The sequence below is a fragment of the Parvularcula lutaonensis genome (assembly GCF_014651915.1).
GTDB lineage: Bacteria > Pseudomonadota > Alphaproteobacteria > Caulobacterales > Parvularculaceae > Parvularcula > Parvularcula lutaonensis.
In genome coordinates, this window is record NZ_BMXU01000001.1 from 308,043 (window position 1) to 322,845 (window position 14,803).

11 protein-coding genes are annotated in these 14,803 nt (G+C 61.3%); 4 read left to right on the forward strand and 7 right to left on the reverse strand.

Translation table 11 applies throughout. From position 1 onward, the window contains the following. Positions 1–5 precede the first annotated feature (5 nt). The 6 genes from IE053_RS01380 to IE053_RS01405 form a co-directional block, all read right to left on the reverse strand. On the reverse strand, positions 6–3,053 hold the full coding sequence (locus IE053_RS01380) for a tetratricopeptide repeat-containing hybrid sensor histidine kinase/response regulator (protein WP_189570731.1): 3,048 nt from the start codon (positions 3,051–3,053) through the stop codon (positions 6–8). Between the two features lie 25 nt (positions 3,054–3,078). Next, positions 3,079–5,151, reverse strand: coding sequence for a S8 family peptidase (locus IE053_RS01385; RefSeq protein WP_189570733.1), 2,073 nt, complete (start codon positions 5,149–5,151; stop codon positions 3,079–3,081). A gap of 24 nt (positions 5,152–5,175) precedes the next feature. Then, positions 5,176–5,955: a hypothetical protein gene (locus IE053_RS01390; protein ID WP_189570735.1), complete on the reverse strand. Its 780-nt coding sequence runs from the start codon at positions 5,953–5,955 to the stop codon at positions 5,176–5,178. 209 nt (positions 5,956–6,164) lie between these two features. Beyond that, positions 6,165–7,646 (reverse strand): oligosaccharide flippase family protein, encoded by a 1,482-nt coding sequence (locus IE053_RS01395; protein ID WP_189570737.1) that lies wholly within the window; start codon positions 7,644–7,646, stop codon positions 6,165–6,167. Next, positions 7,643–8,677 (reverse strand): glycosyltransferase family 2 protein, encoded by a 1,035-nt coding sequence (locus IE053_RS01400; protein ID WP_189570739.1) that lies wholly within the window; start codon positions 8,675–8,677, stop codon positions 7,643–7,645. The genes IE053_RS01395 and IE053_RS01400 overlap by 4 nt, the downstream gene beginning before the upstream one ends. Continuing rightward, the gene (locus IE053_RS01405) at positions 8,674–9,927 is read right to left on the reverse strand and encodes a glycosyltransferase (protein WP_189570742.1); all 1,254 of its coding nucleotides are present in this window, start codon (positions 9,925–9,927) and stop codon (positions 8,674–8,676) included. The genes IE053_RS01400 and IE053_RS01405 overlap by 4 nt, the downstream gene beginning before the upstream one ends. A 57-nt stretch (positions 9,928–9,984) precedes the next feature. Here IE053_RS01405 and IE053_RS01410 point away from each other — a divergent pair, with 57 nt between their 5' ends. Further along, a complete protein-coding gene (locus IE053_RS01410; protein WP_189570744.1) occupies positions 9,985–10,920 on the forward strand; it encodes a glycosyltransferase family 2 protein in 936 nt (311 codons plus the stop codon). Then, positions 10,917–11,768, forward strand: coding sequence for a glycosyltransferase family 2 protein (locus IE053_RS01415; RefSeq protein ID WP_189570746.1), 852 nt, complete (start codon positions 10,917–10,919; stop codon positions 11,766–11,768). The genes IE053_RS01410 and IE053_RS01415 overlap by 4 nt, the downstream gene beginning before the upstream one ends. On the opposite strand, the gene IE053_RS01420 is transcribed toward IE053_RS01415, so the two are convergent. After that, positions 11,750–12,805, reverse strand: coding sequence for a glycosyltransferase family 2 protein (locus tag IE053_RS01420; protein WP_189570748.1), 1,056 nt, complete (start codon positions 12,803–12,805; stop codon positions 11,750–11,752). The two genes, IE053_RS01415 and IE053_RS01420, sit on opposite strands and share 19 nt — an antisense overlap. A 214-nt stretch (positions 12,806–13,019) precedes the next feature. On the opposite strand from IE053_RS01420, the gene IE053_RS01425 reads away from it, so the two are divergent. Together IE053_RS01425 and IE053_RS01430 are read left to right on the forward strand one after the other, a co-directional pair. Further along, positions 13,020–13,916, forward strand: a complete 897-nt coding sequence (locus IE053_RS01425) for a sulfotransferase family protein (protein ID WP_189570750.1) — start codon at positions 13,020–13,022, stop codon at positions 13,914–13,916. Between the two features lie 28 nt (positions 13,917–13,944). After that, positions 13,945–14,784: an FkbM family methyltransferase gene (locus IE053_RS01430; RefSeq protein WP_189570752.1), complete on the forward strand. Its 840-nt coding sequence runs from the start codon at positions 13,945–13,947 to the stop codon at positions 14,782–14,784. Positions 14,785–14,803 lie beyond the last annotated feature (19 nt).

The following is a 14,803-nucleotide window of genomic DNA, read 5'->3' on the forward strand; positions in this document are numbered from 1 at the left end:
GAGAGCTATTCTCCCTGTGCCGAATGAAAAACTGCCACGGCCGCCTGATGCCGCTGGACTTGGCCGGGTGGCACGCCTTCCAGTGCTTGCAGAATGGTCGAGCGAAGCAGGTCGAAATCGATTGGCTTGCTGAGGACTGAGTCCATTCCCGCTTCTTCGGCCCGGTAGAGCTCGGCATCAGAGGTCGATGCTGTCAGGCCGATGATGGTCGTCCGGGCGTTCCGGCTGTCACTTTGCCGGAGGCGACGGGTGGCGTCGAAGCCGCCCATGACCGGCATGAAGACATCCATCAGGATCGCACCGAATTCTTCCTCGGCTGCCAGCTCGAGCGCTTGTGCACCGTTCTCCGCGGAAACAGTCTCCATACCCATTTTCTTGAGCACCGCTTCGACCAGCAGCCGGTTGGCAGGAACGTCATCGACGATCAGCACCCGGCGCTCGTTCTTGAATGGCTTGAGGGTGACGATGTTGTCTTCTTTCACCGAGGCAGGACGTTCGTCACGTTGGCCTTTCTCGCTCTCGCCCCGGAGCGTGAATTCCAGGGCTTGCGAAATCGTCCCGTCAAAGATCGGCTGGTTGACGACGAAGCTTTTGCCGTCCTCGGAGATGCCAGCCTTATCAACGGATCCACCGTAGAACACCAAGGCTGCTTCATCCACCAAGCGTTTCCGGCGCAGCTTGTCGCCAACATTCAGGGCGGCGTCGATGTCGTGACTGATGAAGACCGCATCTATGACATCGCCTTCGGAACCCATCCTTGAGAGACTGACGAAGGCTTCTTCGGCGTCACAGAAAGCAACAACGTCTACGTTCTGGCTGCGGAGCATCGCGGATACAATCTCCGCATTGATCCCCACGCTGTCGACAAGCGCGACGCGCAGCGCGGTACCCGTCTTGGCGGGGGCCGGCTTGTCGAGCACGACGGCGTCCACGTCGGCGCAGAGGGGGACTTCGAAGCTGAAGCAGCTCCCGGTGCCGATTTGGCTTTCGCAGCGGATGTCCCCGCCCATTGCGGTGACCAGCTCGTGGCAGATGGCAAGGCCGAGGCCTGAGCCTTCGAAGCGGCGGGTGTCGCCGTCGTCGACCTGGCTGAAGCGTTGGAACAGGACGCGCTGCTTGTCGGCGGGGATGCCGATCCCGGTGTCGCGGACCTCGAAACGGATCTCGCCGTTCTCGCCAGCAGGCTTGATGGTCACAGCGACAGCGCCAGTCTCGGTGAACTTGATCGAGTTACCGACAAGGTTGAGCAGGATCTGGCGGATGCGATCTTCGTCGCCATTCACATGGCTCGGCACCCGCGGGTCGATGTGCAGGGCGAGGCTCAGGCCTTTCTCCTGCGCTTTCGCACGGAGGAGCTTGACCGCGTTCTCGGCCGTCACGCGGAGGTTGAACATCGAGCTGCGGAGCTTCAGCTTGCCTGCCTCGATCTGTGAAAGGTCGAGGATGTCATTGATCAAAGTCAGGAGCGCCTTGCCCGAGTTGTCGATGATCTCGACCTGCTCGCGCTGGTCTTCGCTCAGGTCGCTGTGGAGCAACACCTCTGTGAATCCTAGAATGCCGTTCATCGGAGTACGGAGTTCATGGCTCATCGTCGCCAGGAAGGTCGACTTGGTACGGTCGGCCTGCTCGGCCTCTTCCTTCGCCTTGATAAGGTCGCGTTCGATGACTTCGCGCTGCGCGATTTCGTCATTGAGCTGGTCGACAGTCGAGCTGAGTTCGTCATTGATGCGGGCAACATGGCGCTTGTTCGAATAGGCGCCGACGGCTGCAAGGAAGGCAAAGAGGAGCACGACGCCGCCAGCGGCAATGACGACACGCTGCACGTGCTGTTGGCGCTCACCTTCGGAAAGCTCCTGCGCCTGTTGCAATCGCTCGTTCTTGAGGCGTTCGATGTTGAGCTGTTGCTCTGCAAACTGAAAACGGGCGCCGATGATTGCCAGGTTCGACGACGAAGCGATTTTCTTGGCCTCGTCCGAGAGGCGTTTATGGTTGCGCTGGTGCGCGAACGCAGTCTCAAAGTCGCCGAGGCTCGAATAGACTTCGCTCGCGACGCTGTGCATCCCTTCAAATGACAGGGACGTGGTGTCGAGATCGATCCCCGCGAAACCTGATTCGATGCTTTTCCGGGCCTGCTCGATATTACCTTCAGCCATGGCGATCTCGGCTTCAACGCCGTGTACGAACCGATCCCAGGGCGCGCCTTCGTCGGTAGCGAGCGCCTTGTGCGCACGAAGGGCGGTCATGCGAGCCGATTCGAGCAGGCCCGTAGCAACCTCGAGGCGCGCAATGTTCGTCAGGATACGTCCGACCAGGATATCGCTTCCCATCTCTTCGGCAAGCCCGAGCGCTGCTTCGAAATTCTCGCGAGCACTTTCGTGTTCGCCCATTTCGAAGAGGATATTGCCGCGATTGTTCGCCATCGACAGGGCCACGACCGTGTCCGCGTCGTAAACATCACCAGCACGGCGGTAGTAATCGAGTGCCTTGGCGTAGCTTTCGGCATCCTTGTAGATCGACCCGATCGCCTGCAGCGCGATCGATTCCTTTCGCTCGTCGCCCAGTTCCACGAACTTGGTATGCGCATCAAAGAAACTGCGGGCCGCCAGTTCGGTCTGTGACAGGCGGCTGGCCAGCCGGCCACGCGCGAGGAGGAGGTCAGCTTCGAGCTGTCCATGGTCCTCGATCCGTTCCAGAATCGTCAGTGCACTCTCGACCGCCGGTGCACCCTGTTCGGGGATACCTGCGCGCAGAGCCGCTTCGCCTTTCAGCCAGAGGGCTGTGGCACGCGCAATTTCGCGCTTTCCGTCTTCAAGGCTCGTGGCGAGGTGCTCGGCCTGCTCCGCCGCGGTGAACGAGCCCTTCGGGTCGTTCATCATCATGTCCTTCGAGGCCGCGATCAATTCGTCATACGCGCTTTCGAGATTCGCACGGTGGGACATATTGGTGTCGAGAGCGAAGGCGGACGAAGCCATCACCGTGCCGGAGAGAGCGGCAGCGAGGACGGACTTGCGCTGCACCCTGCGCGCAAGACGCTGAAGCGAGATCATGCTCATTGGACAGATCCTCTCCAGATTTTTCTCAATAGCTGATCGTCAGCTTGCTGCCGAACGACAGGGCGTCGTATCGACCGAAGCTGTCGACCACGTTCTGGTCGTAGCGGGTGAAGGCGCTCATCCGAACGGCGTCGCCGGCGAGGCCGAAGCCATATTCCGCCTCTGCCGCCAGGTGCCGAGCGCTGCTGCCCAGGGCCCAGTGGTCCGTGACCTTCCCGGTCGTGCCCGACAGGCGGTCCGTGACCTGAACGGAGGTGTAGGCGACATCGCCGGCTTCCACATGCATCGGCTGCATTACGCTGGCGCGCAGACGGTCGCGCTTGCCAAAGATCTGGTCCTTGGTGATCGTGAATTGCATGGCGCTGGAGAGGAGGCCATCCTTGGCGATCGCCAGTGCACGCTGGTCATCGAGCGACGTCGTTCGCGCGCCCGTGGCCGATGCCGTAAGCGACAGGGTCGGGGCAAGCTCATAGCGCCCTGTCAGGGTCAGTGCTCCCGTGGCTGCACCGTTCTCCATGCTGAGTATCCCCGCGCCCTGGGCGCCAAGGACAGCGTTTTCCTCCACGAGACCGGTGAAGCCGACGCCGATCGAAAGGCGCTCGCTCGGGGCCCACGCGATTTCGGCATAGGTCGCAGCAGCATCGCGAGAGCCGAAGAGCGGATTCTCGGCCAGGAAGTCCCCGGTTGCCGGGTCGGCGACACGCTGGTCAAAAGCCGTTGCCGACATCCCCAAGGAAAGGGTCAGGTCACCAGGCGTCTTGACGGTGAGGCGCCCGAAGCTGCCGCCGGAGGCAAGGCCGAGAAGGGGGTTCGTGCCGCCCGTCTCGGCGTGATAATCCGTGCTCGAAGCAGTCGGGTTGATCGCGCTGAGGTGGTGGCTGCCGAGACCTTGGCCGCTCAGGACCTCGACGTCGCCCTCCTGCGAGGTGAAGCTGAAGAAAACCGAGCCGCCAAGCACGCCTGAAGCATCATCGGTGGTGCTTGTCACCATCGTGTCAGCCCAAGCGATGAGCCTGTCGGTGACATGGCGCTGGAACCGTTCACCGGCGAGATGCATGCTGGAATTGCCGTGCAGCAGCGTCGACAGCGGGATCGCAAAGTCCCGGAAGGTACCCGCGGTTCGTTCGAAGGCGATGATGCTGGCGCCGTTCGCCTCCCAGAGGTCGAGGACTCCAGGCGTCATGATCGCCGTCGCGAGAGAGACACTGTTGGTGTAGGAATAACCGTAGTTTCCGAGCTCATCGAGATAGATATGCAGATCGGAGAAATCGATCGGAGAGACCGCCGCCTCCACATCGAGAAGCCCATGTCCGTACACGGCATCGACACCCGGATCACCAAGGTCGCGCGCAGTGGCCAGAATGATCTCGGCTGTTGCCTCCGGGTTGCGTTGCAGCCACGGCCAGAAGTCCTGCATGAGGGCAACGGTGCCGGTGACCAGCGGAGCGGCAAAGGACGTGCCCGTGGCGCGGGCCGTACCCCCATTGTTGTCGGACACGAGAAGCAGCTCACCCGGCGCGACAAGGAAGCGGTCCATAAGGCGGTCGCCTTCGGCGCAGGTGCCTGCGGTCGATACGAAACAGGCACCACCCGGACGGTTCGAGAACGAGCTGATCGTACCCGTGGGATCGACCGAACCGACGATCAGCAGGTTACGCGTCGAGAACGCGCTCCCGCCAAGGATCACGTCGCCCGTTTGGGTAACGCCCTCGTTCCCTGCGGCGAAGACCATCAAAGCCGATCTGCCCGCCAGAGAGAAGTCTGGCGAGTTGAAGATGTCCGCGATCGACTGATCGAAAGTCGATCCGGGCACACCGAGCGACATGTTAATCACGCTGGCGCCACCATTGACGAGGGCAAGAAGGCCTTCGCGGACAGCATCGGGGTTCGTCGTGCCGGTGTCGTCGAACGGGTTGTAGGCAAGAACCGATGCGGTCGGTGCGATACCCATGACGCCCTGGCCATCGTGACGCGCGCCGATGAGGCTGGCCACCGCGGCACCGTGCGGATTCGTATCATTCGTGTACCCACCGATGTTCGTGAGATACTCGATGTTGTGGTCCGTCTGTGCGATCCGCATGTCCAGGAGGCCCACCACCGTGTCGAAGCCTGCGCCCTGGTCCTACGAGATCATCGGCGTCCAGTTGATCATGGGCATCCAGTGATCCGGGATGTCCATGCCGGCATGGGCCATCAGCTCATCGTACCATGAGAGGAAGAAGGCCGAACGCTGGGCGTCGGTAAACTGTGCGAGCGTGTCGGGATCATTGAGGTCGATCCCCCACTCGGCAAGGAATGGATTGGCGAAGCCTGTCCAGAAGTCGAGACCCGTCGACGTGGTGACGGCGCTGGCCCAGCTGGCCTCGGCATTGGCGAGAAAGGCGTTGAATGCGTCGGTGACGGCGTTCCAGTCAGCGCCCGTCGAGGCCGCCGACCAGTCGCGGTAGAGGGACCCGATCTGCTCGCCGGTTTCTGCCCAATAACCAGCCATGCCCCATTGGTGGGTGACCGGATCGCCATCAACAAACGGATCAAGGTCACCCCAGAAGGGGTTGATGTCGCCGGTCAGGCTCGTGCCATCGCCAAAGAACGGATTGATATCCCCGGTCAGGCTGGCGCCGTCACCCATAAACGGGTTGATGTCATGCCAGAAGGGATTGATGTCCCCGAGGAAAGGGTTGATATCGCCGACCAGGCTGGATCCGTCGGTCGTGAACGGGTTTATGTCGACCGTGAACGGATTGATATCCGAAACGAACGTTCCCGTCCGTGTGCCGAAGGCCTGAATATCACCGCTTCGTGGGCTGATCGTTTGTGCTACCGCGCCAGAAGCTGCAGCGGTAAGGCCGCCGCAGCAAAGAGCGACTTTTGCAACCGAGAGCTTGAACGTCTTCCGCGACATGACGGACCTCTTGAAGGATCAAATCGAGGCGCATTAGGCGCGGTTTTTCGTAAAAAGCTCTGAAAATGCTTCGTTAACGGACGTTATCCATAGATGAATGCTGGAGCTAGAAACCTCGGAAAAACGGAGGGTTCCGAGCGATTGGCTCAAGCGCGCAGAAAAAACTTTGACGATCTCGTTCGATTTTCTCGTCGGTGAAGAAGCCCCGCTCAGGGTGCCGGGTCGGCTTTCCCGAGGAAGGGAAGCCGTGCGAGCAGGCTCCGTGCGTCAACGATCAAGGGGTGCCTCAGAACACCAAGCGCGATCAGCCAGCCCATGCCCGCGCCGACCAGACCGACCGTTAGCTGTGCTACCGGGCCTGTCTCTGGAGGAACGAGGAAGCCGAGCGAAGCGCCTCCACCGGCGACGGCCGCAATCGCCAAGCCTTGACCCAGAACCCCGAGGAGCTCGGCCGTGTCGTAGGTTATGCGCCGGTGAAGCTCCCAAACCACTGCGGTCATTTTTAAGAAGAGGGCGATTGTGATCCCCGCACAGGCCCAGGCCAGGGATTGGGTCGCGCCGATCCCGGCAAACAGCAGCCTGATCACCTGGAACCCGGTCTGTATTCTCAGGTAGACGGGCGTGAAATCGAATGTCGCGTAGAGCTTGAGCCCCATCTTCGTGAACGGCGTCGTGAGCGCGCCGATGAGAAGAAGGCGGGCCGGCAGAACCGCCTCTGCCCATTGCGGACCCAGAAGCGTCATGATCAGCGGTTCTGTCAGGACGATCATCCCGACAAGAATCGGCCAGAGGAAGCTCGTCAGGTACTGGATCTTCCGGACATAGACCTCGCCAGGGCTGTATCCGTCTTCCAGGGCTCGGGCGAGGATCGGCATGATTGCTGGCTTGATGGCGTTCATCACTGCGCGGTCGAGCAATGTGACAATGGCCTGTGCCCGGTTGAAGAGACCGACAGTGGCCACGCCCAGGAGTTCTGCGAAGATCGCAAGAAGGGCGAAGCCGCCAAGCTTGGGAAGCGTGTTGGCCAGGGCGTAAGGCGCGCCGAAGGCGGAAAACCGTTTCCACCCGCCTAGGCGCGGGCGTACCCGCCCTTGCGGCGCGAAGATCAGGACGCCAGCAGCGGTGACCGCCCGTCCTGCGAGGAAACCGATTGCGATGGCAATCGGGCCGTAGCCCAGGACGGCGAGAAGCGCCCCGATACCGGTCTCCGTGATACTGCGCCCCACCGAAAGGGCCGACACGAAGCCGAAGCGCAGATCCCTTTCGAGCACCACCTCGGCAGCCAGGCCCATCGGCTGGATGAGGAGCGAGGCCATCAGGACCAGGAGCACGGTTGCGAAACTCTCCGGCACCGCGCCGTCGGGCAACAGCATCAAACCGGCGATGCAGAACAGAAAAGTCGCAAGCCCGGTCGTCAAACCCAAGCCGACCGCATGTTCAAGATCGAGTCGGCTGAGCTTCCGTTCCCTGACGAGAAACGGCTTCAAGCCAAAGAGACAAAGCTGCTCTGCAACCTGGAAGACGGCAAACGCCAACGCGTAAACACCGAACTCGGTAGGGGTCAGGAAGCGCGCGAGAATTGCGACGCCGATCGCCATGACCGCAATATTGAAGGGGCGTGCCATCAGCGTGTGGACAACGGCCAGCCGCATCCGGTGGGATCGGTCGGATGTCGGCTGCTCGCTCGTCACGACATGCGTTTCCTCTGCCGGTTCTGTTGGTCCTGAGCCCAGACGAGGGTGCTGGCAGTGAGGGCCGCGACCGGATCGACAAACTTGGCTCCAAGATTGACGAAGTTTCGGTTGGTTCCAAGGCCCGGCACCTTTTTGAGAAGGGTCTTGCTCACGCCTTCCCGACGGCGCCAACCGAGCTTCGAGAAGCGCCCTGCGAAATACTCGTCGTTCTTGAGCCCCCATTTGTCGCGGAAGTGCTCAAGGCTTCGCCTCTGCCATTCCGGCGACCAGCGGACGAGGAAGAACGGGAAGTCGCCGATCTCCATGGCGTGCTGCCTGGTGGGAAAAAGGTAGGTCACCACCGATTTCGGCTCGAACCAGACCGTCCCGCCCGCTTGGTGCACCGACATGCATAGGTCCATATGCTCCTTGGTCGCGCACATTTCCTCGTCGAGCGGGCCGATCGTGTCGAAGATCGAGCGCCTGACCAAGACGCAGTGGAACTCGCAGACGCCGGTTTCCTTGCGCTCAAGGGGCGGGAGGTCGGAACGCCTGGCTTTGTGATGATGCATGATGTCGGCGATGGCGCGTTCGCCTCGCGGCGCCCGCCAGAACGTCGTCCGGTCGACCGCGTAGTCTCCGCCTGCCTGATGAACGACCTCGTGGATAGCCGGGCCCTCGCAGGTGAGCGGCGCGACAACGTCCGCACCCGTCTCGTCTGCGCAATCGACCAGCGCGCCCAACCATCCTTTTTCGAAGATCACATCATTATCGACGAACACGATGTAGTCCGTTTTCGCGGCCTCGAATCCGAGGTTTCTCGCCGCGTTGGGCGGCAGGACCGTTGGGCTGTGGGCGAGGTGGAAACCTTTCTCCTCGGCTTGTTCCTGAAGCCATGCGCGCAGGCTGCGCGGTGTGCCCGCATCAACATAGACGAGGTCAAAGGGCGTATCCGTCGCTTCGTAGAGGCTTTCGAGGGAAGCTTTGGCCATGCCAAAGCGTTCGCGCGGCGTGACGATCACCGTCGCACGTGTGGAACTCTGCTTCATACTCTTGCTCCCTCGGCCAGCATCGAGCGGTAGATGCTCAACATTTTCTCGCCAGTACTTTCGAGATCGTAGTCGTTTTTGACCTTCTCGGCACCGGCCTTACCCATGGCAGGCCAACGTTCCGGAGAGGCGAGAAGTTCTGTCACTGCGGCAGCAAGTGCTGTTGGATTCCTTTCGGGAACGATGAAACCGGATCGACCATGCTCCAGAAGTTCCGGTATTCCGCCATGCCGGGTGCCGACAACCGGTAGGCCGCTCGCCATCGCCTCCTTCAAGGTGTTGATCGGACCGTCTTGGTTGCCATCCGAAGCGGTCACCGACGGACCAAGGAAAATATGCGCATTTTGAAGTTCTTGCGCGATGCGGTCGAGCGATTGGGCACCCAGGAACTCGACCCGGTCACCAAATCCTACCGCACGGGCACGGGCTTCGAGTTCGTCCCGGAGGGGGCCGTCGCCAATAATCGTGTAGCGCAGGGGCTTGTCTGTGCTGATCTTCGGAAGGGCATCGATCACATCGACGAACCCTTTCTTTTCAACCAGGCGCCCGACGCTGATGAGCCTCACCGGCCCCTCGGTCGGCATGGTTCTCGCTGCGAATGTGAACTTCGACGTATCGAGCCCTGACGGCAGGACGTCAGAACGATCTGCGGGCGCTCCGAGCTTGATGGCCTTCTGCCGGAAGAACTCGGAGTTGGCGCAGAAGTGGTCGGCGTCGCGGAAGGTCGCATCATAGACGTCTTCGCCTTGGGCCATCACGTAGGAAGAAATATCGCCGCCGCGAAAATGAACGAGGACCTTGCCCTTCAGGAGACCTGCGCGCCGGAGCTGGAGAACCCGGTGCGAGAGTTGGCCAAAGTGCACATGAATGACGTCGTAGCTCGCGCCTTCTCTGAGCGCTGAGGCATCGAAAATGGTGCGCGCTTTCGTGCGAAGGCCGTCAGGGCACGGGGTGGTCAGGAGACGGAAGGCTTTCGAACCCTCGCGCGCGTAGGTTTTGCCGAATGCCTTGGCCAGTCCTGCCAGCTTGCCAGCGCCATTCGGGACGTGGGGCGACCGTGTCCGCTCCACCATGTCGTAGCGTGCAACCGTGTCCTGGACCTCGCTGGTCTGCCTGAACTGCGGATCGACGGCATAGATGTCGAGGTCGTGACCTGCATCCAGCACCTTTTTCGCGGCATTCACCACGAAGGTCTCCGACGTCATCGGGAATGCTCCGACGAAAAAAGCCACACGCAAACTCCGGCTCATTTCTTGTCTTCCTCCAGGTTAGGCGCCACATTGCCGATGCTTAGCATGGCGAGACTTATGGCCAGGGTTTCCGTTGTCATCCCGACTTACAGAAGGCCCGACGACGTCATGCGCGCGATTGAATCCGTCCGCTCCCAAACGTTTCAGGATTTTGAAATCGTCGTGACGGTGGATGGACGGGACAATGCCACTGTCAAATCCGTCCGCAAGCTGAGCGATCCGCGGATAAGAGCGTTCGTCCCCGACGCCAATCTCGGCAACGCGGAGGCCCGCAATGTCGCGATCCAGGCGGCCGAAGGAGAACTCATCGCGCTTCTCGATGACGACGACATCTGGATGCCCGGCAAGCTCGCCGCGCAGGTCGAGACCTACGACCGCATCGGCTCTGACCGCGCGATCGTCAGTTGCTTTTTCCGGGTTCAAAGCGAAAGCGAGAGGCTGGTCTGGCCACGCCGACGACCCGGAGAGGGGGAGCCCCTTTCGGAGTTCATCTTCTGCCGCCATCGCAGCCTGAGCGTCGAGGGCGCTGTGCAGACATCCACGCTTCTCGCCGCACGGGCGCTGTTCCTCAGCGTTCCGTTCGACAAGGACCTGCCCCGCATGGTCGACCTTGACTGGCTCTTGCGGGTCGCAGGGGAAGGTGCCTTTCTGGTCTTTCCTGATACGGAAGAATGCTTGTCCCTCTACGCTGTTGACGATACGCGACCTCGGGTCAGCCATAAGGCTCGGTGGAGCTGGGAAAGGGACTGGGCGATCGCAAGGCGCGAGCTCTTCACCGACCGGAGCTTCGCTGCTTTTCTTCTGACATCCGCCAGCCTCGCGGCCAGCCGGGCCGGCGATCATGGCGCTTTCATTCCGCTTCTGAAGACGGCGCTCCGTGAAGGTCGTCCGAGTGCTGCTGAAATAGCGTTTCATTGCGGCAACACGGCACTTCCGCTGCCGCTGAAGAAGCGGATTGCAGCGTGGCTCGAACCGAGGAAAGCTTCCGCGTGACCCCAGATTTTTCTATCGTCATCCCGACCTATAACAGGCCGGGCGAGATACGCGGGTGCATCGATGCTCTGACCTCGCTCCGTGGACCGAGCTTCGAGGTCATCGTCGTGGACGATGGCAGCGACGAGCCGGTGGCCTCGGTGCTCGATAGGTCGCAGGCGGACATTGATGTCCGCGTCATTCGTCAGGCCAATAAAGGTCCTGGCGCTGCCAGGAACCGCGGAGCACGGGAGGCGCGGGGAAGGTTTCTCGCTTTCACCGACGATGACTGCAGGCCCGTCGAGGGTTGGCTCGAAGCCTTCGCCGACAGCCTCGCAGAGCACCCCGACCGGCTTGCAGGCGGTCTGGTGGTCAACGCCCTCACCGGCAACCCTTTTGCCGCAGCCAGTCAGGACATCATCGCCTACGGCTTCCTCGAGGACACGACGGAGCTGACCTTCTTCACCTCGAACAATTTCGCCTGTCATCGCGAAGCGTTCCTCGCGTTGGGCGGGTTCGACGAAGCGCTGAGGATCTCGTCCGAGGACAGGGACTTTTGCATCCGTTGGCGGGCCGCAGGAAAGCAAACGGTCCGCGCCGACGACGCACTCGTGCACCATCGTCACGAACTCGACCTGCGCGGTTTCTGGGAGCAGCACACCAACTATGGTCGTGGTGCACGGCAGATGTCTGACAAGCTCAAGGTGACGGGCGATGCTCCGCCGCTCCATGTGCGAGGCCCGGACTATTATGCCGATCTCATCAGTTTTCCCTTCCGCGCAGGTGGAAAGCACCGCTTTGCGCGCTCCATGCTCATCGTTCTGTCTCATATCGCGATGGCCCGGGGCTTTTACTGGTCGGCCGGGTAGTCGGTTTCCATGAGGGCGACGTGCTGCCGGGCCAGAAGTGGCGGCAGAGGCAGCGCGCTGTTCAACCACACAAGCGCAAAGGCCGTGCTCGAATAGGCATGGTAAGCGGCGTGCAGGAATATTCCGGGAACGAACGTCCTGACCCCGCCGCGCTTGAGCAAGAGCCAGAAGAACGGGAGATTCATTGCGACGTAAACTGAAGCGAACAAGACAGCGAAGGGCAAAGCACCAGGCACGAACAGAGACAGTGCCAGCAAGAGAGCAGAGGCGTAGACCAGAACAGCTTTCAGCTTTTCACCGCTCCGGGCATTCAGGACCTCCGGCGCGCGCCCATGCACGATCAGGGTCGACCAGGGCAGGGCGCGGGACACGATGTCATCTCGCCAGAGCTGGCGAAGGGTCCAATTCTTGAGGTGCGTTCCCTGGGCTTGCGGTACCAGTCGCACACGGTATCCGGCCCGCGAAAAACGTAGCCCGATCTCGACATCCTCCATCGCCGGCTTCTCGATCTTGTCGGAGAAGCCCCGAAGATGCGCGAATGCCGACGCCCGGACCATGCCCAGCCCGGTCCAGAAGCTCTTTGCTTCGCGGCGGCCGGACTGATGGAAGAAGTGGTGTCGAAGATTGGCGTAGCGCGCTGCGATATTCGGACAGGCCTGCCACGCACCGTAGGAGCCGAAAGCAGCCGCGATCTTCGGATCGTGACGGAGCGCCCGGATCAAATGATTCGGGGCTTCTGGGTGGATGACCACATCCGCGTCGAGGAACAGGTAGAGGTCGCAGGTCGCCGTCTGTGCCCCGAGGTTCCTGGCGCGGGCAGGTCCGATAGGCTTGTCGCCACCGTGTGACACCACGCGAGCGCCGGAGGCTTTCGCGATCTCCGCAGTGTTGTCGGTTGAGGCATCGTCGACAACGATCACTTCTGCCGGAGCCGGCTTGGCCGACAGGGCTGCATCGATGACACGAGCGATCTCGTTCTCCGCATTCCTTGCGGGGACAATGACGCTGTAGCTCTCGCTCGCCTGCAAATGACCCACGGACTTCTCCCTCGCCGGATCGACCCGTCCCGCGCTTATCGTCTAACAGAGACGAACCGAAATGATTGCATTGACAAGCGGCAATCAACAGCTTGTTAATCAACCTTTTCCGGCTATTGGCCGAGGTATAACCCAAGTGTGATCCTCGTGGGGGCAGTTTGCTGCACCGTAAGCTGGTTTGGTCGCGTTCGGGCTGGAGGAGTATCGCACCTGCATGCGGCCGAGCTTTATCGTGATAGGCGGAACGAAGTGCGGCACGACGAGCCTTTACAGCTCGCTCGCCGACCATCCGGGCATCTTCCTGGCGCCGAAGGAACTCCGCTTTTTCACAATTGAGCACCGGTGGAGGCGCGGCGAGGGGTGGTATCGCAGCCAATTCGCGGCCGCCCCGCGCACGGCCGTCTCCGGAGAGTTTTCGAACGCCTATACGCGCGATCCCGTCTATGCCTGCCCGGCTTCGAGAATAGCCAGGATGCTTCCTGAGGTCCGGCTCGTTTACCTCGTGAGAGACCCTTTCGAGCGCCTCGCCTCGCATTACCGGCACCGCTTCGTGACAGGTGCTGAATGGCGGAACCCATCCCGAGCCATCGGCGCGGATGATGGCTATGTCGCGGCCAGCCTCTATGGCCACCAGCTCAATCTCTTCCGGCAGCACTTCCCCGAAGAGCAGATCAAGGTCATTGACAGCGCAAGGCTGTTCTCTGAACCAACAGCGACCCTTGCCGAGATTTGTAGCTTCGTTGGGGCTGACACAGACCATCCGCTCGAGCTTCGGCGCGAGAACGCGTCCGCCGAACGCCACGTCGTCCCGCCGATGTTGCGGAGCCTTGCTCGGTTTCCGGCCCTGCGACCGGTCTTGAAGAAGACCCCGGCGGCGATGCGCGCAATTGGCCTCCAGGGGGTGACGCACACGGCGGACAACCGCAAAGCCTCTCTTCCCGATGAAATGCGCCGTCGTCTCGAGCGCCGCTTCGCAGAAGACTTTCACCTTCTTCGCAGTTTGGCGGGGAACGTTTCGTTGTCCTGGTCGTTCGGCCAGGACGGATACAGGGGAGGGGCCGCAGGCGGCCGTTCGCCCATGCCCAGCCAGGAGGGCAGGATTGATGCTTGAGAACGCAGGGGCGACTCCAACCGCGAAAATGATGCGGAGCGTCGGACTGGTGACGCGCTACGGCGGCAAGCTTGCGAAAAAGCAGGCCTTCGTCGTCACGAATGCCATCGCCAGGAATTGGGAGAAGGCCAGCCCCCAGACGTTCAAGGCTGCGCGTGCCGTGCTCAGGGGCAAGGACGCTGCGCAGGTCGAAGACCCGATTCCTCCTTACGGATCGGTCGTCGAGGTCGATGGCTTCCGTATCCGTATCGACCCACGCATGGCCAAGGCGAACATCCGGAAGCTGATGGCCGGGAAGCACGTCCTGCAGGAGCGCAAGATCCTCGATCTCATCCTCGAACCTGGTGACCGGATGGTCGAGCTTGGCGGCGGCATCGGCATGGTGGCGATTGCCGCGTCGCGCGCGATCGGTTCCGAGAATGTCACGTCCTTCGAGGCCAACCCGGCGCTCGAGGAGGTCATTCGCGAAAACTACCGCCTGAACAATGTCAGCCCGACGCTTCGAATGTGCATGGTCGGGCCGGAAGCGTCGAGCAGGACGTTCTACGTCGCCAAGAAATTCTCGCGTTCCTCGGTCTATGATCCTGACGGAGAGGATACGACGGCGGTGGACGTCCCTGTCGTTCCGTTCAATGACGAGTTGATGGCCATAAAACCCAATGTGCTCGTCATCGACATTCAGGGGGCCGAAGTCGAGCTGATCGACTATGCTGACTTTACCGGTGTCGAAAAACTGGCCATCGAGTTCCACCCGAGCATGACCGGTGTCCGGCCGATCCTCTCGATGCGCAGGAAGCTTGCTGAGCAGCACGGCTTTGAAGAGACGCACCGCTTCGGCAACAGCTTCGTGTACCGAAAACCATCCTAGAACCCGAACGCCACCCCGG